Raw genomic sequence first — 25,711 nt, 5'->3', positions numbered from 1 at the left:
GCGAGCGCCTCGGGGGACCGGCCCGAGGCCGAGACGGCCAGGACCACGTCGGCGGCGCCGACCCAGCCGGGGACGCCGGCGGAGCGGTGTCCGAGGACCGGCACCGGGCAGCGGGGCCCGGCCACGGTCGCGAGGATGTCGCCGGTGCGGGCCGCGGTGCCGACGCCGGCGACCACGACCGCGCGCGGGCGGCCCTCGTCGGCGAGCACTCCGAGCCCGGCGTCGGCCGCGAGCGCGGCCGATTCCCGCAGCTGCGGCCCGGCCGAGGCCAGTGCCCACAGGGCGCCGCCGGGATTGGTGGACTCGCTCAGGTCCCCGGAGATGCGGGCCTCGTCGGCCTGCCGGTCGCCGGTGATGCCTGCCACGCCGTCGTCGTCTGGGCCCATGCTTGTAACTCCTCCTTGACGTCGTCGAGGAGCATCACGGGGATGCCGTCCTCGACTCGGAACTCCTTGTCGCATTCAGAGCAGGTCAGGCAGCTCGCCTCACGGTCGAACGACAGCGGCGCGTGGTGGGGTTCGGGGCAGCGCAGCAGTTCGAGCAGCACGGGCGCGGGGGTGGTGGCAGGCATTGGCTAGTTCCTAACGATGCGGAGGATGTCATCGCGCAGCCGCTCCATCGTGGCCTGGTCGGGGCCTTCGGCGTTGAGGCGCAGCAGCGGTTCGGTGTTGGACGGCCGCAGGTTGGCCCAGGAACCGTCGGGCAAGGAGACGGTCAGGCCGTCGAGCCGGTCGGTCTCGACACCTTCCTGGCGACCGTAGTGTGCGGCGACCTCTTCGATCTTGGCGGCCGCGTCGGCGACCTTGGAGTTGATCTCGCCGGAAGGGGAGTAGCGGACGAACTCGTCGGCCAGCTCGGCGACGGTCTTGTCCGATTCGCCCACGGCGGCCAGGACGTGCAAGGCCGCGAGCATGCCGGTGTCGGCGTACCAGAAGTCCTTGAAGTAGTAGTGCGCGGAGTGCTCGCCGCCGAAGACGGCCTGCTCGTCGGCCATCACGGCCTTGATGTACGAGTGGCCGACGCGGGTGCGCAGCGGGCGTCCGCCGTGCTCGGCGACGATCTCGGGGACGGCCTTGGAGCAGATCAGGTTGTGGCAGATCGCCGAGCCCGGGTGCTTGGCCAGCTCGCGGGTGGCGATGAGCGCGGTGATCGCCGAGGGGCTGACCGGGTCTCCATCGGCGTCGACGACGAAGCAGCGGTCGGCGTCGCCGTCGAAGGCCAGGCCGAGGTCGGCGCCGGTCTCGCGGACGCGGGCCTGGAGGTCGACCAGGTTCGCCGGCTCCAGCGGGTTGGCCTCGTGGTTGGGGAAGGTGCCGTCGAGCTCGAAGTAGAGCGGGTCGATCTCCAGCGGCAGCGCCTCCAGCAGCTGATCGCCGAGGACGGCCGGGACGGTGTGGCCGCCCATGCCGTTGCCGGAGTCGACCACGACCTTGAGCGGCCGGATGCCCGACAGGTCGACCAGCTCGCGCAGGAACGCGGCGTAGGAGGCCAGGAAGTCCTCGCGCGAGGCCGAGCCCGGCGTGGCGGCCTCCGGTGCCGGCTCGCCGTCGAGGATCGCCTGGGCCTTGTCGCGGATGTCGGCCAGGCCGGTGTCGAGCCCGATCGGGCGGGCGGCGGGCAGGCACATCTTCAGGCCGTTGTACTCGGCCGGGTTGTGGCTGGCGGTGAACTGCGCTCCGGCCACGTCGCGGGCCCCGGCGATGTAGTAGAGCATGTCGGTCGAGCACAGCCCGGCCTCGATGACGTCGGCCCCGGCCGCCTGCGCCCCGCGGGCGAAGGCGGCGGCGAAGCCCGGTCCGGAGTCGCGCATGTCGTGGCCGACCGCCCAGGTCTTCTCCCCGGTGACGGCCACGGCCGCGGCCCCGATCGCCTCCATGACCTCCGGTGTCAACTGGGTGCCGACGAGTCCTCTGACGTCGTAGGCCTTCACGAATTCGCTGAGCTGGGGAGCCACGGGAGTGCGTCCGCCTTTCACAGAGGTGGGCCGGTCGGTCACGTCGAGCCTAGCGCTGCTGCTCCTCGTCGCCGGACACCACCCGCAGGTGACGCCGCGCACTTTGCGGCGGCCCGGTGGAGGCGCGGAGACCTTGGCGCGGACCGGGGTCGGCTGGTGGCGGCTCGTCCAGGCCGCGGCCGGCGAGTGTCGCCGGGTCCGCGTCGTGGCGTTCCCCGACGGCGGCCTCGCGGACGGCGTTGGCCAGGGCCACCAGGTCGTCGTCGGTGGGCATCGGAGCGGTGTAGTCGCCCTGGTGCCGCACCAGCTCCCAGCCGTGCGGCACCGTCAGCCGGCGCGCGTGCGCGTCGCACAGGTCGTAGCTGTGCGGCTCGCGCGTGGTGGCCAGTGGCCCCACCACGGCTGTGGAATCAGAATAGATATACGTCAAAGTGGCCACCGCGGGCTGGCGGCAGCCGTTCCGGGAGCAACGCCGATCCGACCTCACCCCACGAAACTACCACTCGCGGTGTCGAACTCGGTGGCGCTGAGCAGTGACTGCGGCCGATTCGGACCCGCTGAGCCGATTTGCGGCCCGCGAGCCTCGCCACGGCGGGGGTCGAATCGACTCAATGGACGCTAAGGTGGGCGCATGCGCAGAGACCGCCACGGCAGAGGCATGCGCGGGCCGCTCGTGCCCAGCGCGCTGCCGCTGCGGCGCACTCCGGTGGAGGAGTTCGACTCGCTGGTGATGGAGTCGGTGACGGCGATCGAGCGGCACCTGATCGAGACGCTCGGTTCGAAGTTCTCGGACCTGCGGCATGTCGAGTTCGCCGTGGACGAGGTGCCGCCGACGGTGCAGGTCTACGACGCCGACATCGTCGAGGACCGCGGTGTGCCGCTGGCCAAGCTCTACCCGGCTCAGCCCGGCACGGCCGCCGCCGCGCCGCGGATCGTCCTCTACCGCAGGCCCATCGAGCTGCGCTCGGACGGCAAGCTGGACATGGAGCTGCTGGTTCGCGGCGTTCTGGTCGAGCAGTTGTCCTCGTTGCTGAACCTGCCGCCGGAGGATCTGGAGCCGTGAGACGCGCGAGGGCGGGGCAACGTGGCCCCGCCCTCGCGCGAATTGTTATCCCGTCTCGGCCTATGCGGCCACCGGGACGCGTTCTCGTTCGACCTCGGCCGGCGCCTCCTGCGGCGCGGTCAGGACCGAGGCCGGGACCGGCTCGGTGAGTGCGGTCTGCTGCTCCAAGTCGGGGTTGATCATCGGGGTCGGCATGCAGACCACGACCGGCACGCGGCGTTCCGCGAGCCGCCGGGCCGCTTCGCGCGCCTGGCGCTTGATCTTGCGGCGCTCCCGCTCCGACAGGCCGCCCCAGATGCCGAAGCGCTCATCGTGCTCGAGCGCGTATTGCAGACAGTTCTCCTTGACTTCGCATCGGGCGCAGATGCGCTTGGCATCGCGCGTGGATCCCCCTTTCTCGGGGAAGAACGCCTCCGGGTCGGTCTGCGCGCACAGTGCGCGAGCCTGCCACTCCGGAACGTTTCCCAAAAGGTCGGCCAGGTAGTCACGGCCGTCCATATACGTCCGCCTCCTCGTGTGCGCACCGGCGGTGCCGATGCTCCCCCCTTGCAATCACTTGCGCGGCACCAGATGTCGGACCTTCAGGCCGGACGCGCTCCCTCCCCTGTGGCGCGGCGGCCCGGAAATGCGGCGCCGCCGGCTGCGCGCAGATCCCGGTCCAAGTGCCCGCGGGCGGCCTTGAGATGGGGCCGCTCCGCTCAGGCTCATCACTTTGGTCGATGAGCGTTCATCGTTATTCGATAACGTTTCGCTATCAGACGATAGCGCACAGTGATCTGGGCGATGGAAGGACCCCTCGGACTCACCCCTTCGGGGACAGGCGATCACGGTCGAGCAATGTGGAGTCTTACTCGCGTTTCGCGCTCCATCGCACGGACCACCAGGCGAGACCGGCCAAGACCAGCCACGTCAGGTCCAGGACCAGCCGCTCCACGGCCGCGCGCGTGTCGATGAACACCGCGCCGTCGCGGACCAACTGCGCGTCCTGGTCGAATCCGTACCGTGCCGCCGACAACGCCAGCAGCACTCCAATAACGATCAAGAGCGCGTAGGCGATACGGGAGCCGCGGCGTATCCCCCGTCCGGGGTCGCCGACCGGTGCCAGCCAGGCCGCCAGGGCCGGTGCCGCCACCGGCACGATCGAGAACAGGGTCCGCCTGGCTTCGTCGGTGAAGCCCATGCCCGCGGCGCGGCTCAGCGCGTCGTCGCGGGGGTCGGGGTCGACGGTGAACCCGAACAGCCATTGGGAGATCGCGACGCCGATGAAGAGGCCGGCCGCAGCCAGCAGGACGTAGGCGACGACGGTGCGAGTGCGCTGAGACGGCATGGCCGGTATTAGACCAGATCCGTGCGGCCGGACTGCTTCAGTTCCTCGACCACGCCCTTGACCTCCTGAGCGCGGTCCCTGGGGCACACCAGGAGCGCGTCGGGCGTGTCGACGATGATCAGATCGTCGACCCCGACCGTGACCACCAGGCGCCCCGAGGCCGGCACCACCACGTTCCGCTTGGACTCGGTCAGGTGCGCCCGCCCGGCGCCGGCCGGTTCGACGACGACGTTGCCGACCCGGTCGGCGGCCTTGAGGACCTGGCCGAGCGTGTCGTAGTCGCCCACGTCGTGCCACTCGAAATCGCCGGGGACCACCCCGACCTTCCCGGCCGCCGCGGCCGGCTCCATGACCGCGTAGTCGACCGAGATCTTGTCCAAGGTCGGCCAGAGCTTGGCGAACAGGGCCTCGCGGCCGTTGGTGTCCCAGGCCGAGGCCAGTTCGCGGACGGCGTCGTGCAGGGCCGGGCGGTGCCGGGCCAGCTCGCCGAGGAAGACGTCGACTCGCCAGACGAACATCCCGGCGTTCCACAGGTAGTTGCCCGAGGAGACGTATTCCACGGCCGAGACCTGGTCGGGCTTCTCCACGAACGCGTCCAGGTGGTAGCCGGGTCCGACCGCCGACCCCAGGCGGAGGTACCCCAGGCCGGTGTCCGGGCCGGTCGGGTTGATGCCGATGGTCATCAGCAGGCCTGTGGAGGCCAGCTCCATGGCTCGCTCGACGGTCTCGGCGAAGGCCTTGCCGTCGGGCACGAGGTGGTCGGCGGCGAAGGAGCCCATGACGGCCTGGGGCTCGCGCTCGGCGATGACGGCCGCGGCCAGGCTGATGGCGGCGGCCGAGTCGCGCGGGCTGGGCTCGACGAGGATGTTGTCGCCGGGCACCTCGGGGAGCTGGCGGGCCACGTCGACCGCGTGCGCGGTGCCGGTGACCACGTAGACGTGGTCGGGACCGGACAGCAGCCGCACCCGCTCGACGGTCGATTGGAGCAGGGACGAATCGGACCCGGTCAGAGGCAGCAGGAACTTGGGCCGCTGAGCGCGCGACAGGGGCCAGAGCCGGGTACCTGAGCCGCCTGCGGGGACCACCGCGTGAAGCATGCCAATAGTCTTGCATGCCGCCTCAACGAGGACGTTCACGCCGTGCTGTCCAGCGCGTGAACGGCGTCGGCGGTGACCAGGCGGTTGCGGGCATCGGCTAGGCTGTCTCGCGTTCCGCCCAGAACATTCCGCAACGATCACGACCAAGGAGATTCCCGTGTCCTATCCCCCCGCCCCGCCCCCTGCCCAGCCCATGCCGCAGCAGAAGTCCGGCAACGGCTTCGGCGTCACCGCCCTGGTCCTGGGCATCATCGGCCTGCTGGCCGGCCTGATCCCCGGCGTCGGCATCTTCATCGGCATCCCGCTGGGCATCCTGGCCCTCATCTTCGGCATCGTGGGCGCCGTCGTCAGCAAGAACCGCGTCAACCAGGCCGGGAAGGGCACCGGCATCGCAGGCATCGTCCTCGGCATCCTCGCGATCGCCGCCGCGATCGTCTGGACCGTCGTGATCTACGACGCGGTCGGCGACGCCTGCGAGGAGGCCGGCTACTCCGGCAGCGCGGCCGAGTGCACCGACCAGATCAACCAGGAGCTCGACGACCTCGAGACCAACTGATGCTCGACGGCGGCGGGGAACGGTACCCCCGCCGCCGCTCAAAACCGCCTCGACCGGGAAGTTCAGAAAAGGCGCGGCTGGGATTCGTCGACCGCCCCGCGCATGTCGTCGTAGTCCAGCACCACGCACCGGATCCCGCGGTCCTCGGCCAGGACCCGCGCCTGCGGCTTGATCGCCTGGGCCGCGAACACCCCTTCGACCGGCGACAGCAGCGGGTCGCGGTTGAGCAGCTCCAGATACCGCGTCAACTGCTCGACGCCGTCGATCTCGCCGCGCCGCTTGATCTCGACGGCCACATGCCCGCCGTCGGCGTCGCGGCACATCAGGTCCACCGGCCCGATCGCGGTCGGATACTCCCGCCGCACCAGCGACCACCCGTCCCCGAGCGGACCGGTGTCGGCCGCCAGCAACTCCTGCAGATGCGCCTCGACCCCGTCCTTCTGCAGCCCCGGGTCGACGCCGAGCTCATGCGACGAGTCGTGGAAGACCTCTTCGATCGAGATCTTCAACTGGTCCCCGGACTTCTTGGAAGTGACGGTCCAAACCCCGTCCCCCTCGACCACCGAACACGGCGGCGTCATCCAATTGAGCGGCTTATAAGACCCCCCATCGGCATGCACCAGCACACTCCCGTCGGCCTTCCAAATTATCAAACGGTCGGCCATGGGCAAATGAGCTGAAAGCCGACCAGTGTAATCAACCTGGCACCGTGCCACCAACAAACGCATGCGCGCCACCTTATCGGCCCGGAGGTGTTGCGTCGGTGCCGGTCATGCCTCCCCGGAAGGGATCGCGATCGTTCCGGTGGGGGAGTTGAACGTAACGGAGAGCTTGGCCAATCCACGCATGAATCCACTTGGGCGCCAAGGTGGTTCAGCGGTCGTTGAATCGAAGGCGAGGTTGGGAAGCCGCTCGAGAAGTGCCCGGAACGCGATGTCGCCCTCGAGTCGGGCCAGGGCTGCGCCGAGGCAGTTGTGGATGCCATGACCGAAGCTCATATGCCGATTGGGTTCGCGCTTCGGGTCGATGCGGTCGGGTTCACGGAACTGGCGCGGGTCGCGGTTCGCGCTGGCGATGTTGACGAGCACTACTGAACCGGTCGGTATGTCGATCTCGCCGATCGACAAGGGCCGGGTGGCGCACCGGAGCGTGCTGAGCTGAGCGGGTGGGTACAGGCGCAGTAGCTCCTCCACCAGACCGGAAAGGGCCTCAGGGCGTGCGAGCACCGGCTTCGTGAGCTCGGGTCGTTGGATCAGGGCGTGGACTCCGTTGCCGATGAGGTTCGCGGTGGTCGCGAATCCGGCCCACAGCAGGAGCACGGCCGTCGCGTGGACGTCATCGAACGCCAACGGCTCCGCGGGCTCCGCGAGCAGGGCGCCGAGCAGGTCATCGTCTCGCCGCTTCTTCTTGGTGAGGAGCAGCTCGCGCAGGTAATCAGAGAGCTCCGCGTATGCGTGCCCGGCCTCCGGGGCCGCTTCGTCTACGAGCGCAATCGCCCAGTGCTTGAAGGATTCACCGTCTTCTTTGGGGACGCCGAGCAATTCGCAGATCACGGCAATGGGCAGGGGGTAGGCGAATTCCGCCATGAGATCGGATGCGCCTCGGGCCGCGAACTCGTCGATCAGATCATGCGTGAGCTGCTCGATCCGTGGCCGCAGTGACCGTATCCGGCGAGGAGTGAACGCCGCGGTCACGCTGCGTCGCAGGTGCTCGTGCCGTGAGGAGTCAGAGGTGATCATGTCCTCGTAATCGGGAATGTCAGTGTCGTCGATCGTCTGTGCTCCCGATGTGTTCATATAATGCTTGGCTTCTCTGTAGCTTTTGGTGACAGATTTCTCCGAGAAGATTTCCAGCGCGTCCTGATAACGGGTGACGATCCAAACATGGGGACCGTCGGGAAGTTGTGTGCGATGAACTCTGGTCTTCTCGCGAATCGCATTGAATTCGGCGTACGGTGATGCGCCGTCAGGGAAGGGGAAGTCAATCTTCGGCATGGTGATCCTCTCGGCCCAAGGAATCCTGGATCGGTTGGCGATGGTCCGGGACGGGTGCAGCTGTATAAACCAGGCGATTGTCGCACGGCAGAGGTGTGCGGACTAGTGCGGAGGCCGCCACTTGGCAGAGTCATCTCTGATCGCAACTGCCTCAGTGTTCTCACTCGATAACAATGGGAACATTGCCAACGCATGGAGGTACCGGTCTAAAATGATCATGGAGTTGGATATTGACTCCCGGTGAGATGGATTCTATGCTCTTTCGGGTACGCGCATTCCGACAGGAAGGAGAAGCAACCATGAACGCCAAGTTTATGGGCCGTCATGTCTCGCTCAAGAAGGTAAGAGTGCTGGCCAAGCCCCCCGAAGACAAGAAGAAGTAGACTGGCCACAAGTCAGGTGCAGTGGCTCCGCACTCGGGGCCGCTGCGCTCAACGCAATGGAAACGATAAACGCTCCCGATGCTCTTCCGGCTCGCTTCATCGCGTTCGCCGGAACCGACGGGTCTGGCAAGACCACCCAGGCCGAACTCGCTGGATCGTGGCTCCGCGACCTCGGCTATAGGACTGCGGTCGTCGCCTCCCAGAGCCCATCGTTCACCCGGAGGGTTCTCACTGACATGGCCGCCGAGGCAGGTCTGGGCGATCACATGGACGTCGTCGGCCCTGCCATGACAAGATTCGTGGGAGCAATGGTCCGATACCGGGACTGGAATGAGACGTTGCTCCCCGCTCTCGAGCGTGACGATTTCGTCGTCGTAGACCGCTACGTTGCTTGTTTCTATGCTTCTGTGAGAGCTATGGGGACAGGTAATGAGAACCTGCTGCGCCGTATGTTCCGGAACCTTCCTGTGCCCCATATGACCATTCTGGTTCGGGTCGAGCCGGAGACGGCCCTGGAACGGCTGCGTCGACGCGGAGTCGATCATGAATATCCCGAGTATCTCAAGGCGTTCGCGCATGAATACGACGAGATCCCCGAATCCGAGAATTTCACGGTGATAGACGGAAGCGAGGACACCGCCGCTGTCGGAAGAGCTGTCCGCAGCCAGATCGCACGTCGGTTTCCAGATGTTGCCCGGCGTGCCGAGATGAGGTCCGAGCCTTCGTGAACACAACAGAAGTCGACTTGTTCACCGGCAGGAGACTCCGCCGACTATTGATCGCGCGAGGAGCCTCCGCGGATGCCGACGACGCGATGCTTCTGAGTGAGGCCCGATCGCCGCGCCACAAGCTAGGAGCGACGCTGCTGAGTGCATGGGCGGCCGAGCGACGGAACCTTCCGCCCGGTGGCGCCGAAAACCTTGCCGCCCACAGAAGCCGCGCCGACTTCTACGAACGGCTCGCGAGGACCCTCGGTGAGCGGGCGGCTGTAAGGATCGTCAAGGGACCGGACATCGCCGCACGCTATCCGAAGGACGTGGTGCGGGCCGCAGGTGACCTCGATCTGATCTGTGACGGCCAAGACGACCTCTGGAGTGTCGTCAGAACTCTCCTCGACCGGTCTTGGGAGGTCACCGCATTCACTGTGCTGCCCGGATCGCGTCGCGAGTCTCGGTGGAACGACCTCATGGTCGAGTTGCGAACACCGGAACGGGAGCGGCTCGGCGTTCCGTACGTTGTTGGGATCTCCACCGTGGATGTGGCGACCAGCCTGAACACCGCCGTGCGAACGCTGCCGGCGGCGGCACGGTCGGGCACCTGCGGGAGCCTGGTGGCGCTGGCAGCCGAACGATTCGAGCGGCCGTTCGCGAGTCGGGACCTCTTGGACGCGGTATTGCTGACCAACTCGTCCTCTGATGTCGAATTGGGCCTCCTGGAAGAGGCGCTGACCGAAATAGGCTTGTGGCCGGAGTGGCTCGAGCTCTGCAAGCGAGTCGCGCGTGCGGATCTGGGTGGCCTGCCGCTGGCCGATCGGGCTCGCGGCCTCGCCGCGCGGGATCGCGCGAGACGCGTTCTGCGTTCGCTTCGTGGCTGGAGGCCGCTGCAGGTACCGGGACGTATCGCGGCGACGACGGTCGACGCCGACCGGGGTCGAGTGGCGGACTGGGTCTCCCTGGTGGTGCACGAACGGATCGGTGTGCGACGGCTGATGAGCGCGGGACTGGCTGCTTATGGAATCCCGTTGGACGACAACCGATATCGTGGCTTCGAACTCGTCCAGCGACGTCGCCGAACCGTGGCGCTCACTCCCATAGGCAGCTTCATCCTGGTCGGAGGCGCCTGCCGCTCGGAATGGTTGGAGGAGGCGACCGACCGACGACCGGACCGAGCCGCTATGAGAGGGCCCGAATGACCGAATCCTCACCACTCGCCGTCGCCGTCGCTGATCTGACGAGGACCTTCGTACGAAGCAGGTCCCGATTGCCGGGGCGGCTGAAACGTCGTCCTCCCGAATCCAGAACCGCGCTCGACGCCATCACCTTGACCGTCCCGAGCGGCGAGGTACACGGCCTTCTCGGACCCAACGGCGCCGGAAAGACCACCCTGTGCAAGATTCTCTCCACCGTGTTGATTCCGACCTCCGGAATCGCGAAGGTCTTCGGCCACGATGTGGTCGTCAGTACCACCCGGGTGCGACCGCTGGTCGGAGTCGTTCTCGGCGGTGAGCGCGGACTGTATACCCGTCTCACCGCACGGCAGAACCTCATGTACTGGTCGGCCCTCTACCGGCAGCCCACATCCGAGGGTGCCGAGAGAACCGCGAAGCTCCTGGAACGACTCGGATTGGAGGAGCGCGCCGACGAGCGCGTGGAGACCTTTTCACGCGGGATGAAGCAACGCCTGCATCTGGCACGCGGACTGGTCGGGAATCCACGGCTGCTCATTCTCGATGAGCCCACCGTCGGGCTGGACCCGGCGGCCGCCAGGGACTTTCGGGGCCTCGTGCGGCAGCTGCGGGCCGAGGGGCGAACCATTCTGCTGACCACTCACGACATGACCGAGGCCGAGGAACTCTGCGACCGAGTCACTCTCATCGACTCCGGGAAGCTGCTCGGCACGGAGGACCCGCGGACCATCGGTGAATGGCTCTCGGCCTGGGAGCGAGTCACGGCCGAAGGAGTACCTGCCGAATTGATCGACCGCATCCGGAAGGTTGAGGGAGTGGCCGGGGTAGAGATCGACTCGGAGGGTCGTATCACCGTCGAGACTGCCGGAGACGGCACCTCTGCCGCTGTGCTGAGCCTCCTCGTCGACGGTGGGGTAACCTCACTGTCGACCTCTCGACCCAGCCTTGAGGAGGTCTATCTGCACCTCATCGGCAGCCGGGGTCTGAACGTAGGATGATTCGGCTCGCGTTGGCGATGGCCAGATTCCAGATCGCCGCCATGCGGCGGTCCCCGCACGATCTCATGGCTCTGGTGAACGCTCCACTGTTCACAGTAATTTTCCTTGCCATCGTCCGGTATACGGGTCGCGATGATCTCACCGGGTACGCCGTCCTGGCTCCTGCGATGATCACGGTGTTCGCCATGGCACTGCTGGCCTCGGGCGAGATCATAGCCAACGACCGAACAGACGGGCGCCTAGAACTGCTTGTCGCCTCCCCTTCCCCGGTCGCGGTAGTCGTATTGAGCCGGATCGCCATGATCACCCTGGTCAGTCTGGTTTCGGTGGCCGAGTGCTGGCTGGTGGCCAGGGTCCTGTTCGGCAAAGCCGTCGCGGTGCCGCATCCATGGTTGTTCGTCGGTACTCTGGCGGCGATCGGTCTCGCGATGGCCGGAACTGCCAGCGCGATGGCCGGTCTGTTCGTGCTCACCCGATCGGCGAGAACCTTTCAGAACTCGCTGTCGTACCCCTTCTACATTCTCGGCGGCGTACTCGTTCCCCCCGCACTGCTGCCGGAGTGGCTGCGTCCACTGACACAGGTCGTATTCCTCTCCTGGGGCACCGATCTGCTACGCGACAGCCTCTCGGAGGCTCCGGTTCAACGGGTGTTGCCGCGCATTGCGGCCGTGATTGTCCTGGGCGGCACCGGGTTTCTGCTAGGAGCATGGCTGATTCATCGCGTACTGCTCAAGGTTCGCAACGACGGGACGGTCTCCCACGCATGATCAGCGATGGACTCCGCATCCTGCGCTACGCGGCAGCGTCCGGCTTCGCCGACTTCCGAACCATCTACACCGTCCGGACCTGGATCACCGGTTGGCTGTTTCGAGTGTTGTGCCAGGTCTCCTTCTTTGCGCTGATCGGAAGGCTGATCGATTCCCCCGAGTACACCGAGTACCTGCTCATCGGCAACGCGGTCATGATCGCCGCGATGGAGAGCCTGTTCGTGGTGGCCTCCACCTCCTGGGAGCGTTGGACCGGCAGTGTCCCCCTGCTGATCGCCGCGCCTGCCAGCCTGGCACTGGTCCTCTGCGGGCGAAGCGTGCAATGGCTGGCGAGCGGGACGGCCAGCGCGACGTTGGCACTGTTCCTGCTGTCACCGCTGTTCGGCGTCGACCTCCGATTGCCCATGGCGCTGGTGGTCATCCCACTGATAGCGCTCGTCGGACTCTCCACCTACTGCTTCGGACTCATCCTCGGCGGCCTGGTATTGCGCGCGGACTCTCTGCGGAACGTCGTCGGCAACCTCACGATGCTCTCCCTTATGGCCATCAGCGGCGCACAGGTCCCGGTGTCGGTGTGGCCCGATTGGCTCCAGGCTCTCTCCGCCGTGCTGCCGGTGCACCATGGTCTGGCCGCCATCAGGGGCGTGCTCTCAGCGGAAATGGGATTCACCGAGGTCCTGATGCATGTAGGGATGGAAGCGATCGTAGGGACGGCGAGCCTGGGAGTAGCGATTCTCGGATTCAAGCGATTCGCCGAGTCAGGCCGTCGTTCCGGGGCTATAGAGTTCGGGAGCTGAGAAGAGGCAAGCATGGACGGCTGGATGCCGAGGCGCGAATGGGACCGGCTCGTGGCCGGTGAGGGGTGCCGACTGTGCGCGTCCCTGACCGAGCCCGGCTCGATGGAGGCGGACGCGTCCGATCTCATCGGATTTACCATCGCCGAACTGGAGGTATCAGTAGTCAAGCTCGGCAGGGATCAGTTCGCAACCGGATACTGCATCGTAGTCTGCAAGACGCACGCCGCTGAGCCGCACGATCTGCCGGACGCGGAGCGGGCGCTGTTCTTCACCGAGGTGGTACGGGTGGGAGCTGTCGTGCAACGAGTCTTCGAGGCCGACAAGATGAACTACCAAATACTGGGGAACTCGGTACCGCACACCCACTGCCATGTGATCCCTCGCTACTGGGGAGATCCGGCACCCGGACGTCCGCTTCTCGGTGACCCCGAACGTCCTGTACTCGTCGCCGAGCACGAGTACCTTCGACGCGCGGCTCGAATACGGGACGGGCTAGGCAACTGAAGCCCCTGGACGCAAGCATGTTGATCGCGCTCCCGTCCACTTTCCATATTTTCAAACGGTCAGCCGTGGGCAAATGTGCAGAAAAACGGCCAGTCTAATCAACCTGGCACCGTGCCACCAACAGACGCATGCCCAGCACCCTACCGACGCCTGCCGACGCGACCCTGGCCGGTGGGATTGGCGTGAACCGATTACACGCGGCGGTTGCGGTCGTACCATCAGCATGGAATCGGAAACTCGACGTGGGACGGCAGCAAGGACGCGACAACAGGCATCCGTGAGGGCAACGAGCGGTTCATGGAGGCAATCCGCACCGCCGACAGTGCGGCCATGCCCTCCCTCTACACCGACGATGCCATCATTCTGCACCCGAACGCGGACGCCGTCAGCGGCGCGGACGCCATCGCGCAGTACTGGCGGGGCTTCTTCGAACTCGGCATAACCGACGCCCGACCGCATACCTTGGAAGTAATCCCGATGGGCGAATACGCGCTCGAGGTAGGCGAATCCTCCGTGTACGGAGCGGACGGCGCACTCCTGGGCCGAGGAAAGATCATGGTCCTGTGGAAGAACGACGGCGGTGTCTGGAAGATGCACCGCGACACATGGAACAGCAGCACTCCGTAGCCGAGCAGTAGAAGGTTCGGGTGCATCAACCGGTGACTTCGGTTTCGACGACTGTGAGCGCGGCTACTCGTTGTCTGCCTTCATCCTGGGTGAAGCTTCACAATCGTGAAGTTGTCAGCACCGGGATCAGGACGAGTGGCGCTGACCTTCTCCTCGATTTCCGCGGCCCCGACCACGGCATTCACGAGATAAGCACATTTGGAACTCTTGTTTGATGTGGGCGATGCCGAGGATTTCTAGCGGTTTGGTGTAAGGATGGCAGCCGATATGGTCGCGGCAGGCGGTGATGCCCTTGCCGCCCAAACGGGTCAGGATCGCGATGGCAGCGGCGCGGAGGCTGGCAAGGTTGGCGGTCAGGTTTCCGGCCGTCGCAGTGGACCGGTCCTCGTCGAAGACGACATCCTTCACCCAGTGCCACGATTCGACGCCCCAATGGTTCCGGACGGCCTCGGCGAACTCGACCGGCCGCAACGCGGTAGCGTCCCTGCTGGTCAGGTAAAACATGACATGGTGGACGACCTCGCCGGTGGCCTCGTCGTGGGTCCAGCGGCGGACCCGGGCGATCTGGGCCACGCCGGGGAAGGGCAAGCGCACTGCTCCGCCTACAGCGAGGATCTTCACGGTGCGGGTCTCGCTGCGCCCGTGCCCGGTCTCGCGGGTCTGGACGGCGTTGTCGATCTCGCTCCACGGCAAGGCCTTCGCCGCCGCGTACAGGCCCGGGTGGTTCCCCTTCAGCGCCAGGCAGTAATCAGCCCCGGCCTCCACGATCGCCGCTGCGGTGTCCTCGTTGCAGTGCAACTCGTCCGCGGACACCAGCGCTCCCTCGGCATCGAGGCGTTCGCACACCGCTCGGAGCGCGTCGATCTCGTCACCATCGTCGATGCAAACCTGGTCGGCCATACGGCCGTCGGGGCCCAACGCGCCCACCAATATCAGGTTCGAACCCTCGCCGGTGACGCGCCCGGCCGTCACCGGACGCTTGCCGTCGATGCGCACCTGCCGGGTCGTGGTCGCGCTCGCCGCTTGCGCCGCGGGGACGATCCGGGCGGCGAAGCGGGCCAGCTCGTCCGGATCGAGCCCGGACAGCACCTCGATCAGACGGTCGTAGGACGGCAGCGACCACCAGGCCGCACCGCCGACCTCCAGGCCGATGCCACCGAGGGCCCGCACGACCGCGTCCGGTGCGTCAGCGGCCCACCTGGCCCACTGCGCCGGAGTGTTCTTGCCGCACAACAACCCCGCCAACGCGACCGCCACGAACACGGCAAGGGGATAGCAGCGCCCCTGCGCACCGCGAGGGTCAGACAACTCGGCGACGCACTCCTCAAACCGCGCGATACCAAACGACTCGGTCATGTCCTTGCCAGACAAGGGCTTCCTCCATCAAGACGCATCGTGTACGAACATCTCAACGAGCGAGCCCGCCATCATGTAACGGCTTCACCAGGCGAAACACACACCCGACCACTTCTCGTGAAAGCCGTGCGCTCGCCCGCTTTCCCGGTGAGGTGGTCATCAAGCCGTGTAAGGAATCCGGTGGCATCGATGTTTACCGGGCACCGAATCGTTCAGTGGCCGAGTTGGTGGCGCGCTTTCTGTCGGAACGCTACCGCATATTGGCGGTGTCACCCTTCGAGGAGATTTTGTCCGAACACCGTGTCGTGCTCCTCGATGGGGATGCGCTGTTGACATACGAAAAGGTCCGCGACTCGCACGATTCGACCGAATGGCGTCATAATCTGAGGTTCGGTGCCGAACCTCGCCTCGAGACGTCGCGGCGGCTGTGCTCGGAGCTGGCTGATCTGGGAATGGCCGCTATCCGTGCGGTTGGGGGCGCGTTCATGAGCGTCGACATCGTCGCTACTTCGGAAGGCATGCGAGTGATGGAGATCAACAGCGGTGTCAGCTTGAACCATTTCGCTGCCGTCTCCGCCGAGCACAGAGCCTTGGCGGTGAACGTCTACAGGGCGGCAGTGCAGCGCTGTTTCAGCGGAGACGACGCATGACAACGCTCCGTCTCGACCCGTCGTACACCCGGCGCCGCGGAGCCGGTACTACGGCCGCAATTTGATTCAAGAGCGGGTGTGACGCTGGTCGGCTTTGAGGCTGCCGGGACTGGTTCATGCGAAGGGCAGGGTTGCGTCGATGACGGTGTCGGCGCGGGTTTTCGGTTGTTCGCGTTCGATGTAGGCGTCTTCTCTGGGGAGCCAGAGGTTCGCCCAGACCTCGGCCTGGTGCGGTTCGCGGCCGATGCCGCGCTCGAGGGCCAGTTCGGGGGTGGCATCGACCCAGATGGTGTAGTCCCAATCGAGCGGCAGGCCGATCGAGTAGCAGCGCTCGATGACGATCCCGGCGTCCACGACCAGCTCCTGGGACCGCAGGTGCGGCTCGGATTCCCAGATGTAGGGGCGATATGCCAGGCGACGCTGACCCTTGCCCAGCGGTTCGACGACGTCGTGGTGGAAACGATCCTCGTTGAACCACCCGAATTCGCTGTCTTGGCTCGGCTCCCAGTAGTCGTCACCGTGAATGATGGTGAAGCCCGGAAGGAAGCGCGCGAGCTTGTCGGTCAAGGTCGACTTGCCGGACCCGCCGCGTCCGTCGACGGCCACCATCCGGAACTCGCCGTTCTTGGGTGACCTTGCGGTGATCCGCTCGCTCAGTTCGTCGATCATCGAGGCGATTCTACGGAACGGCCACTTGTCGCCCGGTGGCCGGAGTGCGCATCGATCTGATCGATGCGCGGACATGACCCGAAGCCATATTCAGTCTGTGACCTGGTCGAACTCGTCCCAGACGGTGAGGTTGCGGCGATGGTGCAACTATCCAGCTCGGGCCTGGTGGCGCCGCGTCCACCATGACCAGTGCCAGCGGTGGGATTCGTGGTGCTCGGGCCGGTAGCGAAAGGACCAGAGGCGTCGAGCCTCGCAGACGCTCAACGGGATCAGGCCGGGATCGGTGGGAGAGCCTTCGTCTGGTCGGCGCGCGGGCCGGGCACGGTAGTTGGTCCGTGTGGCCTGTGCGGCGGCGACGATAGCGCCGACGGTGAGGGCTGCGCAGGTGAGGATGGTGTGGCGGCGGATCGCGGTGTAGGTCCTGACCTGGGATTGGTCGAGCCCGAAATTGTCCTTGCCGAGTTCGAATGTTTCCTCGGCAGGCCAGCGGAGCCCGGCGGCGCGGATGAGCAGGCGCAGGGTGATGGCCTGTCCTGGTGGGGTCCAGCAGTAGTGGAGGGCGAGTTTCCCCGAGGATCGGTGTCTGCGGATCAGCAGCGTGTGGCCACCTTCGGCGGTGTCGAGCCAGTACCGGGCGTAGGCCCGCTCGCCCTTCGATCCTCTCCTCGAGGAGTAGGCGCGCCAGCGCCACCGGGCGGAGGCGAACTGTTCGAGGTCCGAGTGCAACGAATGGACTCTCAGGGATCGTTCCGACTGACCGAATGCGATGCCCAGGAGTTCCGGCATGTTGAGGCGACGGTGCCGCTCATTTGATCGTAGGGCCGGCCGCACCCACCCGGGACCTGGTTCGTCCGGTATCCCTGTATAGGGCCGCTGACGAAGCGGCCCTGGACAGAGGCGATGGTCTTGGTGGCTTCAGCGAACCGGTGGCCACGGGTATCCCAGGGCCTTCGCGTTCTCCTCGGAGCCGCCGCAGAGTTTGCCGATCGATTTCGGGTCGTTGGTGCGGAGCCGCTCGAGAATCTCTTCGACTGTGGCGGCTACGGCATCGTCATCGACGGAGGTCGCGTCGGGGATCTCGGTCCGGTACTGGAACTGGAGCCAGGGCCGATCGGGATTGGGCGGTTCGGGGTGCCACAGGATCAACCGCAGGATAGAACGATCGAAGTTCCATGAAACTGCCCCGTAGTTGCAACAGTCCCAACGGCTCAGCAGTGATGGATCATCCCGCAGTCGCCGGTTGAGCATTCGGGCGGCCCGCAGTGCGGGCCATTCCCACGAATAGTCTGCTTCGGCACGGGCCACCTCGGCGTCGTACTCTCGTGCATCGAACGCGAACTGCGCGGTTTCGGTGCCGCCGCGTGTCGCCTTCACGTCCCAGAGGACACGACCGGTCGCCTCGTCTCTTCTGATGCGGACCGCCAGAACTCCGCAGCAGCCTTCCGTGCAGTCGGCCTCGGCGAGCCAGACCTCGTGTACTTCTGCCGATGTCCGAAGTCCCTGATTTCTATGCAGCAGAACAGGTGGAATCCCCGCCGCACCGTGGTCGAAGAGGCTCGTGACCAGAGGGACGCCGTCGACAACCAGGTGCGTCCTTGGCGCCTGCCGCGTACTTGGTGCCGGTGTGGCGATGCGGATCGCCAGACCGGGCGGGAAGTCTCCGTCCCGGTCGTCTGCGTTTTCGATGTATCGGTGCAGCCAGATGGCCTCGCTGTCTTGGGGGTCGTCCGCCAATGCCGACGATACGAGTTCGCGCGCCTGTGGGGCGCGGAGCGCCGTGAGTAGGTCGCGAGCGACGGTGGCGCGGGTGCCTTGCTCCAGGTCGAGGAGAGCGCTGTGGCCGTAGAGGAGGTCGTCGCGCACTTGCGTTATCGCCACCAGGCCGGTGATGCCCGAGCCGAACAGTTCTGGCCGCTTCGCCGCCTGGGCCAATGCGGTGGTGAAGTGCTTGCTGCCTTTGATCCATTTAGGAGTCTGGCTCCGATGGCTCATCATCCGGAGGATCTCGATCGAATCCGGGACGCTCAGCCCAGTGAGCAGTTCCTCCATGTCCTCGGCTGAAAGCATTCCGAGCAGATCCGCGTAAAGGGCCTGATCGGGGGGCGAGGAGCGTACCGCAAGCCAGTACAGCGAATGTCCCGGTCTCTGGCTTGCCCGGAGCATCTCCGATGCGGTGAAACCGTAGCCGTGTTGGAGCAACGCGATCTCGCGGACGAGGTCGATGTCTTCTTCGCGGAGATCGGTGGCCAGCAGATCGAGACCGGTCATGATCTCCAATCGGGTGCGCCCAGTTCGCAGCAGATGGAGGGCGATGACGCGGCTCAGTTCGGGTTCGAGTCCGAGTTCGGTGTCGGGATGCTTGAGCCGCAGCACCTGGTTGTATTGGATTCCGCGCAGTCGTTCGCAGAGTCGATCGAGATCGTCCGCCGAGCCGGGTGCCGCGGCTCGGAGGAGATCCCGCATTACCGCGAGTCCCGCTCGCCTGTGCTTGCGGTTGGATTCGAGCCCTTCGGGGCCGAGTTCGGGTCGTTCAGGAACGAGCCGACGGCTGCCGGGCCTCGATCGAGCTGCGCTCTCACGCAGTGCCTTGATCGCCCCGGGGGGAATCGGACCGTCGGGATGACATAGGAGCAGTTCGCGAATGCGTTGGTGAAGGGGGATGAGGTCGGGATCGAGCGCACTGCGCTCGCCGGACCTCGTCATGAACCTGAAGTGCTCGTTTCGTTGAACATCATGCCGCCACCATACCGCTCGTACCCCAATGGGGCAGCACGACGTCTACGGCCGGTTCGTGATCCGTTCCAGGCTCTCGGTCTTCCTCCAAACCAGTTGGACGACAGCGGCTGACGCGCCGTCACACGCGGTCGAAGGGACTGGGCGGATCGCTGACTGCGGTACGCTGTGGGCGTCGTTCGGAGCCAGCCCGGGGTGCCGATCGGAGGAGGTATCCCATTGAAAGCCCTGATCCTCACTCTTTGTGCTGCCGCGCTGCTGTTGAGCGCCTGCTCGGACGATGGAGCCGATGAGGCGAGCAACACGGCCGACAGTGCCGATACACCTGCGGCCGATTTCGGTCCGCCGCTCGAAGTCGGCACGGTTTCGCAAACCGATGAGCTCGCCTGGTCGGCCGATGTGACGTCGGGAATGGCCGCCGTCGCGGGGGACGTGGTCGTCTACTACACCGAGAACGACGACAGCGACTTGGTCCTCGTCGGATCCGAACCGGGGACCGGAGAGGTGCTGTGGGAGCTGGGAGGCACCGGCGAAGACATCGGCGGCACGGAAATCAGCTGGTGGCTGCCGCCGAATCCCTCCACGGTGGAGGTGGTCAATGTCGATGGAGTCCCTGCGGTCCTCGCTCGAGGTCTCGACCGGGATCTGGGCGACGCCTCGTCCGAATGCGACGAACTGGACTCGCAGCATGCGCTGGTCGCGATAGAGGCGTCTTCTGGGACCGTTCTCTGGGTCGGCCATCCGGACCCGCCTTCGCCTGAGAACAGCTGTGCGCCGATCTTCCACCACCACTTGATCACCACCGACTCCGTGGCGGTCCTGAACGGTTCAGGCGGCGCCCCGGACGCGCCGTTGATGAGCGTCGCGATCGCACTGGATTCCGGCGAAGTCCTGTGGAAGCAGCGGTCTATCGAGATGACCAGGTCGACACGGAACGCCATCATCGGCGTCCGCAACATCGCCGGCACTGACCAGGCTCGCTGCGGCCTCGACCATGAGTTCCTGTACACCGGTTTCGACCCGGTCAGCGGCGATAGCCTGTGGGAGCTGGACCCCTGCGAAGACCCGGGTGTAGTCGGACTGTTCGGCGAACAGCTCCTGATCGAAGTCGGCGAGGGTGTTGCGGCCGAGCTGCGTGCCCTCGACGCGCGGACCGGCGAGACGCTGGCGACCTATCCGAGCGGCACCCTTCCCAACATCTGCGCCTCCGACGGCAGTCGGATGATCGCCTGTTATATCCCCACCGCCGAGGGAGACGAGGAGCCCGCGTTGATGCTGGTCTACGACTCCGAAACCGCCGAGTTCGACACCATCGAGATCGTGCCCGAGAACGACCAGCGCCTCCCGTACCTGATCTGGGAGGGTCAAATCGCCTTCTACATGGAGCCCACGGACACCACTCTCCTGTACGACCCTGTGACCGGCGAGCAGACCGCGGAGTTCCCGGGCTGGCTCGGCGAAACGGTCGGCTCCCTTCGGCTCTCTTCCCCGCCGCCCGACATCGCCGACTACTTCGACTCGACATTGAACGTCTACAGCACGAACTGACAGGAGTCACGCCTACGATCCGTGTGGGTCAGGACCTGGGGCGAGTCCGGTGCGGATCTGCTGCTGTGCGCTCGGACCGGTGGTGGACGGCCAGCGCGCCGATGATCGTTCGCACCGACTCGCCGCCCGTGACGTGGGGGATGCGGGCGATAGGCGACCAAGAGCAGGTCGTTATTAAATCGTTACGTTCGCAGCTCGAAGTCGGCTTGAGGCCCTTTGGGAATCCGGTCGAAGCGATGCGAGAGATTCGAGGGGCTGCGTCAAGTCCAGAATGTTGCTAACGTCTGCCTCGGTTTCGGTCACAGCCAGTCCTGGATCGAACCCATAGCCCTCGTGCCCCCACCTGAAGGCTGACAAGTGAAGACCCCGCACTCTCCCCGCACGCTCAAACATGCCCTGATCACTGCACTGACGGCCGGGATCGTCACCGCGACGCTCTCGGTGAGCCCGGCATTTGCGCAGGAATCCGATGGTCTCGACTGCGATGCCCCTGCCGATGGACTGCAGGAGCGCGGCGAATCGGCCGCCCTGGAGTTGGCGGCCGCGTGCGGCACCGAAGTCTTGATCCATGACTCCCAGGGCTACACCAGCCGATCGTTCGCGCAGCCCGATGGCACGGTGGCCACCGAGTTCTCGGCAGTTCCCCAATGGGTGCCGGATGAGGACGGCGAGTGGGTCGAGGCTGATGCGAACGTGGTCGCCACAGACGGCGGGATCGAGACGACGGCGACGGTTTCGAACCTGGAGTTCGGGGCCGAAGGCGAGCGCGAGTTCGTCACGGCGGTCAACGCCGATGGCGAGTCGGTATCGCTGTCGTGGCCGGAGCCACTGCCCGAACCAGAGGTCGAGAGAGCGACCGTCGTGTACCCGAATGTGTTGCCCCAGGTGGATCTCGAAGTGTATGCGGGAGTGGCAGATTTCTCCTATGCACTGGTCGTGAAAACCCCGGAGGCGGCAGAGAACCCGTCCTTGCAAAGGATCGAGTTGGGCTTGGCCACAGAGGGACTGTCAGTGCACGCGGACGCGGAGGCTGACACTGCCGCGCTGGCCGACGCCGCGGGTGAGGTCGCCTACAGCGTTGCCGAGCCGTGGATGTGGGACTCCTCCGACGACGGCGCCGAAGCGCCGCCCCGGGCGGCCTCGATGGAGTTGGAGGTGGATTCCGATTCGCTGACGGTTGTCCCCGACCTTGAACTTCTGGCCGATCCGGAGGTCGAGTTTCCGATCTACATCGACCCGAAATTCCGGGACACCTCGGTCTCATGGACTAACTTCCTGTACGGCGAGAGCTACGCGAACGAGATCCAGTGCGGCAATGGCTCGGTGATGTGCTCTGGACTCCAAGCCTGGGAGGACGACCCTGCGCTCGGGTACTGGCGCGCGGGCATGATCTTCAGCGGCCTGCAGTCGCTGACCGGACGCGATATCCGAGATGCAGGGGTATGGGTCACGCAGACGCATACCGCCGGGGCGGGCAGGTCCTATGACGTGCATCTGGTCGCCATGGACTTCTTCGACCCGGACACGGCGACCTTTGGCAACACCTTCGACGAGAAGGTAGTCGGCAGGGTGGCGAAGGACTCGGTGCCAACATCGAATGAGAACTACGATGAAAGCAACCAGACCATCGCCTGGAACAGCAGTGCGCTGCAGCGGCGGATCGAGTCGCTGGTGAGTGGTGGCGCCAATACGGCGCCCTTCGTGGTGGTCTCCGACGATGAGGGCGACAAGTTCCAGTGGCGGAAGATGGATCCTGATTCGGCGGTGCTGCTGGTCACGCACGCGGCGGGGAAGCCGACGAGCCTCAAGCTCGAGGGCGGGAACTGCTCGAGTTCGAGCCCGGGCACGATGATCGACACGTTGACACCGGTGCTTGAGGCCAAGACGCCCGACAACCTGACAGCCAACGCGCGTATGGACTTCCGTGTGGTCAAGCCGGTGGCCGGCGAGGACGAGGTGGTCGCTGACCTGCATGTGGCCGCTGTGGCCGAGAGTACGGCTTATTCAGAGACAATGCTTAGCGGATCGCTGGTGCGGGGGCAGATCTACTACTGGAAGGCACGGATCCGCGACTACGACAGTGAGTCCGCGCTGAACGGTGAGTGGTCGAGCCGGTGCTATTTCCGGGTCAGCGAGTTTCCGCAGGTACCGACGGAGACATCCACCGAAGGACTCGGATGCGGGACTCAGACGTCTCCGACGCCGGTGACCACGGCGGTTCCGAAGCTGTTCGCCACGCCGCATGATCCCGATGGGGGCACGGTCGAGACCCGGTTCGGGTTCTACAACGAGGCTGGCACCCTGCTGGCTGAGTGGGACGAGGCCGGCCCCGAGGGGCTAGAGGTGGCCACTCGGGTGCTGTCGGGATTGACCGGGGCTGATGGGGTGTATCGATGGCGGGCGCGCACAGTAGATTCGTTCAGGACCAGCGTGTGGTCTAGCTACTGTTGGATCGAGGTCGATACGACCGCACCCGAACCGCCCGACGTGGTCCAAGTGACCGATCAGCCACTACCTGGCGATCCGGTGGAATTCGAGCTTGTCGGCGGTGACGGAGTGACCGCATTCGAGTACGCCCTGGAGGGGCAGACCCGGCAGTCGGTCTCTGCCGCCGACGGTCAGACGAAGGTGACCGTCACCCCGACCACAGGTTCAACAGATCATGTGCTGCAAGTCTGGGCGGTCGATACGGCTGGAAACACATCAAGTCCGACTGCACATTGGTTCACCACGATCGCCGTCCAACCAATCGAGGCGGTCGGGGCTTGGCGGTTCGACGGCGACCTGCTCGATGACGGCGGCGGCCGTGAGCTGGCCGCGGTCGGTACTGAGAGTTTCGGCGCGGATGAGGCCGGCCGGGCAGATGCGGCCGCAGTCTTCGACGGCACGGCCGACACGTGCCTCGCCGCTGGTGCCCCGGTGGTCGACACGACCGATTCCTACACCATCGCAGGATGGGTATATGTGGATGCCGCTCCTACTGCCGAGGTCGCGGTCATGGATGTGGCCGGAGAGGTCTCCAGCAATATGAAGCTGGTGCTCACTCCCGAAGGGCGTTGGGGTGCGGTGATGTTCTCGGCCGATGCGAGTGAGCGTGAAAGCGTGAGGTTGCTGGCCGATGCGTCGGTGACCGAGTACGGCTCTTGGACGCATGTGGCGGCCGTCTACGACGCGGTCGCCGAGCGGATGCGCGTCTACGTCGACGGCTCGTTGGAGGCGTCGAGGCCGTGGACCTACCAAGCATGGGAGGCAACCGGCACGTATTCGATCGGCTGTGGGATCACCAGTAGCAGCGGCAGCTTCGGTCACTTCACCGGCGCGGTCGATGATGCGGTGATCTTCCAGGGCGTGCTCACCGCCGAGCAGATTGGCGAACTGACGGGAGGTGTGGTTATGCCCTCGGCGTTGCAGGCATGGTATCCGCTGCGCGGAGATGGCACCGACCATTCGGGGCGCGGCAGTGACCTGACCTCGATGCCGGCGTCCCCGGTGTGGCTGTCGGACCAGTACGGGCGCGAGGAGAGCGCGCTTGAGTTCGACGGGACCTCCTGCCCGACGTCCGGGACGGTGCCGGTGCGCACTGATGCGGCCTTCACTGTGTCGGCCTGGGTCCGTCTGGATGACGATCATGTGGTCTCGCACCCGCGCGTATTCAGTTTCAACGGGGCACAGTCGTTCTCGGTGATGGCCAAGTACAACGCCTCCACTAATCGGTGGAACTTGTCGGTCACCGACTCCGACGCCGCAGATCCGGCTTGGAGTGAAGGAGCGGCCAGCACCGAGGTCGCCTCCCAGGAAGCTTGGACGCAGATCACCGTGACCGTGGATCCGGACAACAACGAACTCCAGTTGTTCGTCGACGGTGACCTCTCCGATGAGGGGATGATCGCCGACTCTTGGGCGCCATGGCGGGCGTCGGAGTTCGTCGTGGGCTGCTCCGGCCTGGCCGACGGTTCACGAGGCGCGCACTGGGAGGGCGCGATCAGCGACGTCCGCATCTGGCGCGGCGCACTCGACGCCGACGAGGTCGCGGCCTCGCATGTCGAGCGGCTCTCGACGTGGGCGCTCGGACAGGAGGCCCAGGGAACCGATGGTTGGGGATCGAACGACCTGGCCTTTGACGGGGACCCCTCGTGGGAGGTCGACCGTTGGAACGAATGCTGGGCGGCCTATGGTCTGGCGCTCGACGGCGCCAGTCACGCCGAGACAGCGGGCCCAGTGATCACCACCGATGACTCGTTCACCGTCGCCGCATGGGCGAGAGTCGACAACCTGGACGATTACCGGACGATCGCCTCCCAGACCGGCGGCGATTACGGGGCCTTCAATCTCAATTACAGCCCGCTCGACGGAGTCTTCCAGTTCTCGATGCCGCAGAACAGCGACGGCACCGGCACATGGACGCGGGTAGTCGCTCACGAGCCCCCGGACATCGACCAGTCGACGGAATTGGGTCGCTGGTACCACCTGGTGGGGCAGGTCGATCTCGGTGCCGGTGTCATACGTCTCTTTGTCGACGGCGAACTGCAAGGCGAGGCACCGGTCGTCAACTCCCCGTGGCACGCAGACGGATCGTTCACGATCGGTGCCGCCGAACTGGAGGGGGCCGTGACCAATCGGATGGTCGGCGGCATCGACCAGGTGCAGACCTGGTCGGGAGCGCTTGATCCGCTGACCATCGCGGCACTCGCCGCTCAGCGACCCGAGTTCGAGAAGGACCCGAACAACGCCGAGTGTGAAGACAGTGAGGAACCCCCCGTGGATCTGTGACGCAGGAACCCC

24 protein-coding genes and 1 pseudogene are annotated in these 25,711 nt (G+C 65.7%); 12 read left to right on the top strand and 13 right to left on the bottom strand.

The features are described 5' to 3' along the window. The 4 genes from JFB92_RS17200 to JFB92_RS17185 all read right to left on the bottom strand — a co-directional run. Positions 1-386 (bottom strand): phosphoheptose isomerase family protein (locus JFB92_RS17200; protein WP_504778766.1); only part of this gene is annotated, 386 nt, incomplete at its 3' end. Continuing rightward, positions 308-571, bottom strand: a complete 264-nt coding sequence (locus JFB92_RS17195; protein ID WP_199041636.1) for a Trm112 family protein — start codon at positions 569-571, stop codon at positions 308-310. The genes JFB92_RS17195 and JFB92_RS17200, both read right to left, overlap by 79 nt. A 3-nt stretch (positions 572-574) precedes the next feature. Then, the gene (locus JFB92_RS17190; RefSeq protein WP_199041633.1) at positions 575-1,954 is read right to left on the bottom strand and encodes a phosphomannomutase/phosphoglucomutase; all 1,380 of its coding nucleotides are present in this window, start codon (positions 1,952-1,954) and stop codon (positions 575-577) included. A gap of 49 nt (positions 1,955-2,003) precedes the next feature. Continuing rightward, entirely contained in the window at positions 2,004-2,441 is a 438-nt protein-coding gene (locus JFB92_RS17185; RefSeq protein WP_199041630.1) for a DUF3499 domain-containing protein, read from the bottom strand. Positions 2,442-2,585: 144 nt separating this feature from the next. On the opposite strand from JFB92_RS17185, the gene JFB92_RS17180 reads away from it, so the two are divergent. After that, complete coding sequence (locus JFB92_RS17180) at positions 2,586-3,017, top strand: metallopeptidase family protein (protein WP_199041627.1); 432 nt, start codon at positions 2,586-2,588, stop codon at positions 3,015-3,017. Positions 3,018-3,263: 246 nt separating this feature from the next. Here the strand turns inward: JFB92_RS17180 and JFB92_RS26685 are convergent. The 3 genes and pseudogenes from JFB92_RS26685 to JFB92_RS17165 all read right to left on the bottom strand — a co-directional run. Next, positions 3,264-3,515: pseudogene (locus JFB92_RS26685) on the bottom strand (WhiB family transcriptional regulator); the annotation flags it as partial. A gap of 349 nt (positions 3,516-3,864) precedes the next feature. After that, positions 3,865-4,344: a hypothetical protein gene (locus tag JFB92_RS17170; protein ID WP_199041622.1), complete on the bottom strand. Its 480-nt coding sequence runs from the start codon at positions 4,342-4,344 to the stop codon at positions 3,865-3,867. Between the two features lie 8 nt (positions 4,345-4,352). Continuing rightward, a complete protein-coding gene (locus JFB92_RS17165; protein ID WP_199041619.1) occupies positions 4,353-5,441 on the bottom strand; it encodes a mannose-1-phosphate guanylyltransferase in 1,089 nt (362 codons plus the stop codon). Positions 5,442-5,598: 157 nt separating this feature from the next. On the opposite strand from JFB92_RS17165, the gene JFB92_RS17160 reads away from it, so the two are divergent. Beyond that, positions 5,599-5,997, top strand: a complete 399-nt coding sequence (locus JFB92_RS17160) for a DUF4190 domain-containing protein (RefSeq protein ID WP_199041616.1) — start codon at positions 5,599-5,601, stop codon at positions 5,995-5,997. A gap of 62 nt (positions 5,998-6,059) precedes the next feature. Here JFB92_RS17160 and nucS read toward each other — a convergent pair whose 3' ends face one another. After that, a complete protein-coding gene (gene nucS / locus JFB92_RS17155; RefSeq protein ID WP_199041613.1) occupies positions 6,060-6,725 on the bottom strand; it encodes an endonuclease NucS in 666 nt (221 codons plus the stop codon). 42 nt (positions 6,726-6,767) lie between these two features. After that, positions 6,768-7,991, bottom strand: coding sequence for a cytochrome P450 family protein (locus JFB92_RS17150; RefSeq protein WP_199041610.1), 1,224 nt, complete (start codon positions 7,989-7,991; stop codon positions 6,768-6,770). Between the two features lie 439 nt (positions 7,992-8,430). On the opposite strand from JFB92_RS17150, the gene JFB92_RS17145 reads away from it, so the two are divergent. The 7 genes from JFB92_RS17145 to JFB92_RS17115 all read left to right on the top strand — a co-directional run bounded on the left by JFB92_RS17145 (position 8,431) and on the right by JFB92_RS17115 (position 13,973). Further along, the gene (locus JFB92_RS17145; protein WP_199041607.1) at positions 8,431-9,102 is read left to right on the top strand and encodes a dTMP kinase; all 672 of its coding nucleotides are present in this window, start codon (positions 8,431-8,433) and stop codon (positions 9,100-9,102) included. After that, entirely contained in the window at positions 9,099-10,286 is a 1,188-nt protein-coding gene (locus JFB92_RS17140; RefSeq protein ID WP_199041604.1) for a hypothetical protein, read from the top strand. The genes JFB92_RS17145 and JFB92_RS17140 overlap by 4 nt, the downstream gene beginning before the upstream one ends. Next, positions 10,283-11,278 (top strand): ABC transporter ATP-binding protein, encoded by a 996-nt coding sequence (locus tag JFB92_RS17135; RefSeq protein ID WP_199041601.1) that lies wholly within the window; start codon positions 10,283-10,285, stop codon positions 11,276-11,278. The genes JFB92_RS17140 and JFB92_RS17135 overlap by 4 nt, the downstream gene beginning before the upstream one ends. Positions 11,279-11,295: 17 nt before the next feature. Beyond that, entirely contained in the window at positions 11,296-12,045 is a 750-nt protein-coding gene (locus tag JFB92_RS17130; protein ID WP_233163436.1) for an ABC transporter permease, read from the top strand. After that, positions 12,042-12,842, top strand: coding sequence for an ABC transporter permease (locus JFB92_RS17125; protein WP_199041595.1), 801 nt, complete (start codon positions 12,042-12,044; stop codon positions 12,840-12,842). Before JFB92_RS17130 ends, JFB92_RS17125 begins: the two co-directional genes overlap by 4 nt. A 12-nt stretch (positions 12,843-12,854) precedes the next feature. Continuing rightward, entirely contained in the window at positions 12,855-13,346 is a 492-nt protein-coding gene (locus JFB92_RS17120; RefSeq protein WP_199041591.1) for an HIT family protein, read from the top strand. Between the two features lie 204 nt (positions 13,347-13,550). After that, on the top strand, positions 13,551-13,973 hold the full coding sequence (locus JFB92_RS17115; protein WP_269847992.1) for a YybH family protein: 423 nt from the start codon (positions 13,551-13,553) through the stop codon (positions 13,971-13,973). A 126-nt stretch (positions 13,974-14,099) separates the two neighbouring features. Here the strand turns inward: JFB92_RS17115 and JFB92_RS17110 are convergent, their stop codons facing one another. Further along, on the bottom strand, positions 14,100-15,344 hold the full coding sequence (locus JFB92_RS17110) for an ISAs1 family transposase (protein WP_199041585.1): 1,245 nt from the start codon (positions 15,342-15,344) through the stop codon (positions 14,100-14,102). Between the two features lie 11 nt (positions 15,345-15,355). Here JFB92_RS17110 and JFB92_RS17105 point away from each other — a divergent pair, with 11 nt between their 5' ends. Then, positions 15,356-15,979: an ATP-grasp domain-containing protein gene (locus tag JFB92_RS17105; protein WP_307789195.1), complete on the top strand. Its 624-nt coding sequence runs from the start codon at positions 15,356-15,358 to the stop codon at positions 15,977-15,979. Positions 15,980-16,093: 114 nt separating this feature from the next. Here the strand turns inward: JFB92_RS17105 and JFB92_RS17100 are convergent, their stop codons facing one another. From JFB92_RS17100 to JFB92_RS17090, 3 genes are all read right to left on the bottom strand, one after another. Continuing rightward, positions 16,094-16,648, bottom strand: a complete 555-nt coding sequence (locus JFB92_RS17100) for a uridine kinase family protein (protein WP_199041581.1) — start codon at positions 16,646-16,648, stop codon at positions 16,094-16,096. A gap of 147 nt (positions 16,649-16,795) precedes the next feature. After that, positions 16,796-17,374 carry a hypothetical protein gene (locus JFB92_RS17095; RefSeq protein WP_199041579.1) on the bottom strand — a complete coding sequence of 193 codons (579 nt, stop codon included), beginning with the start codon at positions 17,372-17,374 and terminating at the stop codon, positions 16,796-16,798. Positions 17,375-17,563: 189 nt separating this feature from the next. Beyond that, positions 17,564-19,111 carry a ferredoxin reductase domain-containing protein gene (locus JFB92_RS17090; RefSeq protein WP_199041577.1) on the bottom strand — a complete coding sequence of 516 codons (1,548 nt, stop codon included), beginning with the start codon at positions 19,109-19,111 and terminating at the stop codon, positions 17,564-17,566. A 489-nt stretch (positions 19,112-19,600) separates the two neighbouring features. Between JFB92_RS17090 and JFB92_RS17085 the strand changes: the two genes are divergently transcribed. Both JFB92_RS17085 and JFB92_RS26680 read left to right on the top strand, forming a co-directional pair. Continuing rightward, positions 19,601-20,929 (top strand): outer membrane protein assembly factor BamB family protein, encoded by a 1,329-nt coding sequence (locus tag JFB92_RS17085; RefSeq protein ID WP_199041575.1) that lies wholly within the window; start codon positions 19,601-19,603, stop codon positions 20,927-20,929. Positions 20,930-21,286: 357 nt separating this feature from the next. Continuing rightward, positions 21,287-25,699, top strand: coding sequence for a LamG domain-containing protein (locus tag JFB92_RS26680; protein WP_199041573.1), 4,413 nt, complete (start codon positions 21,287-21,289; stop codon positions 25,697-25,699). Positions 25,700-25,711: the final 12 nt, after the last annotated feature.

It is taken from the genome of Glycomyces salinus (assembly GCF_016428645.1).
Classification (GTDB): domain Bacteria; phylum Actinomycetota; class Actinomycetes; order Mycobacteriales; family Micromonosporaceae; genus Glycomyces; species Glycomyces salinus.
This window is presented reverse-complemented; position numbering and strand designations above follow the sequence as displayed.

Excerpts from the sequence above, each read along its gene's own strand:
- JFB92_RS17125 (WP_199041595.1), top strand. The coding sequence starts at position 12,042 with ATGATCAGCGATGGACTCCGCATCCTGCGCTACGCGGCAGCGTCCGGC.
- JFB92_RS17090 (WP_199041577.1), bottom strand. The coding sequence starts at position 19,111 with ATGCGGGATCTCCTCCGAGCCGCGGCACCCGGCTCGGCGGACGATCTC.
- JFB92_RS17100 (WP_199041581.1), bottom strand. The coding sequence starts at position 16,648 with ATGATCGACGAACTGAGCGAGCGGATCACCGCAAGGTCACCCAAGAAC.
- JFB92_RS17165 (WP_199041619.1), bottom strand. The coding sequence starts at position 5,441 with ATGCTTCACGCGGTGGTCCCCGCAGGCGGCTCAGGTACCCGGCTCTGG.
- JFB92_RS17170 (WP_199041622.1), bottom strand. The coding sequence starts at position 4,344 with ATGCCGTCTCAGCGCACTCGCACCGTCGTCGCCTACGTCCTGCTGGCT.
- nucS (WP_199041613.1), bottom strand. The coding sequence starts at position 6,725 with ATGCGTTTGTTGGTGGCACGGTGCCAGGTTGATTACACTGGTCGGCTT.
- JFB92_RS17130 (WP_233163436.1), top strand. The coding sequence starts at position 11,296 with ATGGCCAGATTCCAGATCGCCGCCATGCGGCGGTCCCCGCACGATCTC.
- JFB92_RS17135 (WP_199041601.1), top strand. The coding sequence starts at position 10,283 with ATGACCGAATCCTCACCACTCGCCGTCGCCGTCGCTGATCTGACGAGG.
- JFB92_RS17195 (WP_199041636.1), bottom strand. The coding sequence starts at position 571 with ATGCCTGCCACCACCCCCGCGCCCGTGCTGCTCGAACTGCTGCGCTGC.
- JFB92_RS17120 (WP_199041591.1), top strand. The coding sequence starts at position 12,855 with ATGGACGGCTGGATGCCGAGGCGCGAATGGGACCGGCTCGTGGCCGGT.
- JFB92_RS17145 (WP_199041607.1), top strand. The coding sequence starts at position 8,431 with ATGGAAACGATAAACGCTCCCGATGCTCTTCCGGCTCGCTTCATCGCG.
- JFB92_RS17180 (WP_199041627.1), top strand. The coding sequence starts at position 2,586 with ATGCGCAGAGACCGCCACGGCAGAGGCATGCGCGGGCCGCTCGTGCCC.
- JFB92_RS17150 (WP_199041610.1), bottom strand. The coding sequence starts at position 7,991 with ATGCCGAAGATTGACTTCCCCTTCCCTGACGGCGCATCACCGTACGCC.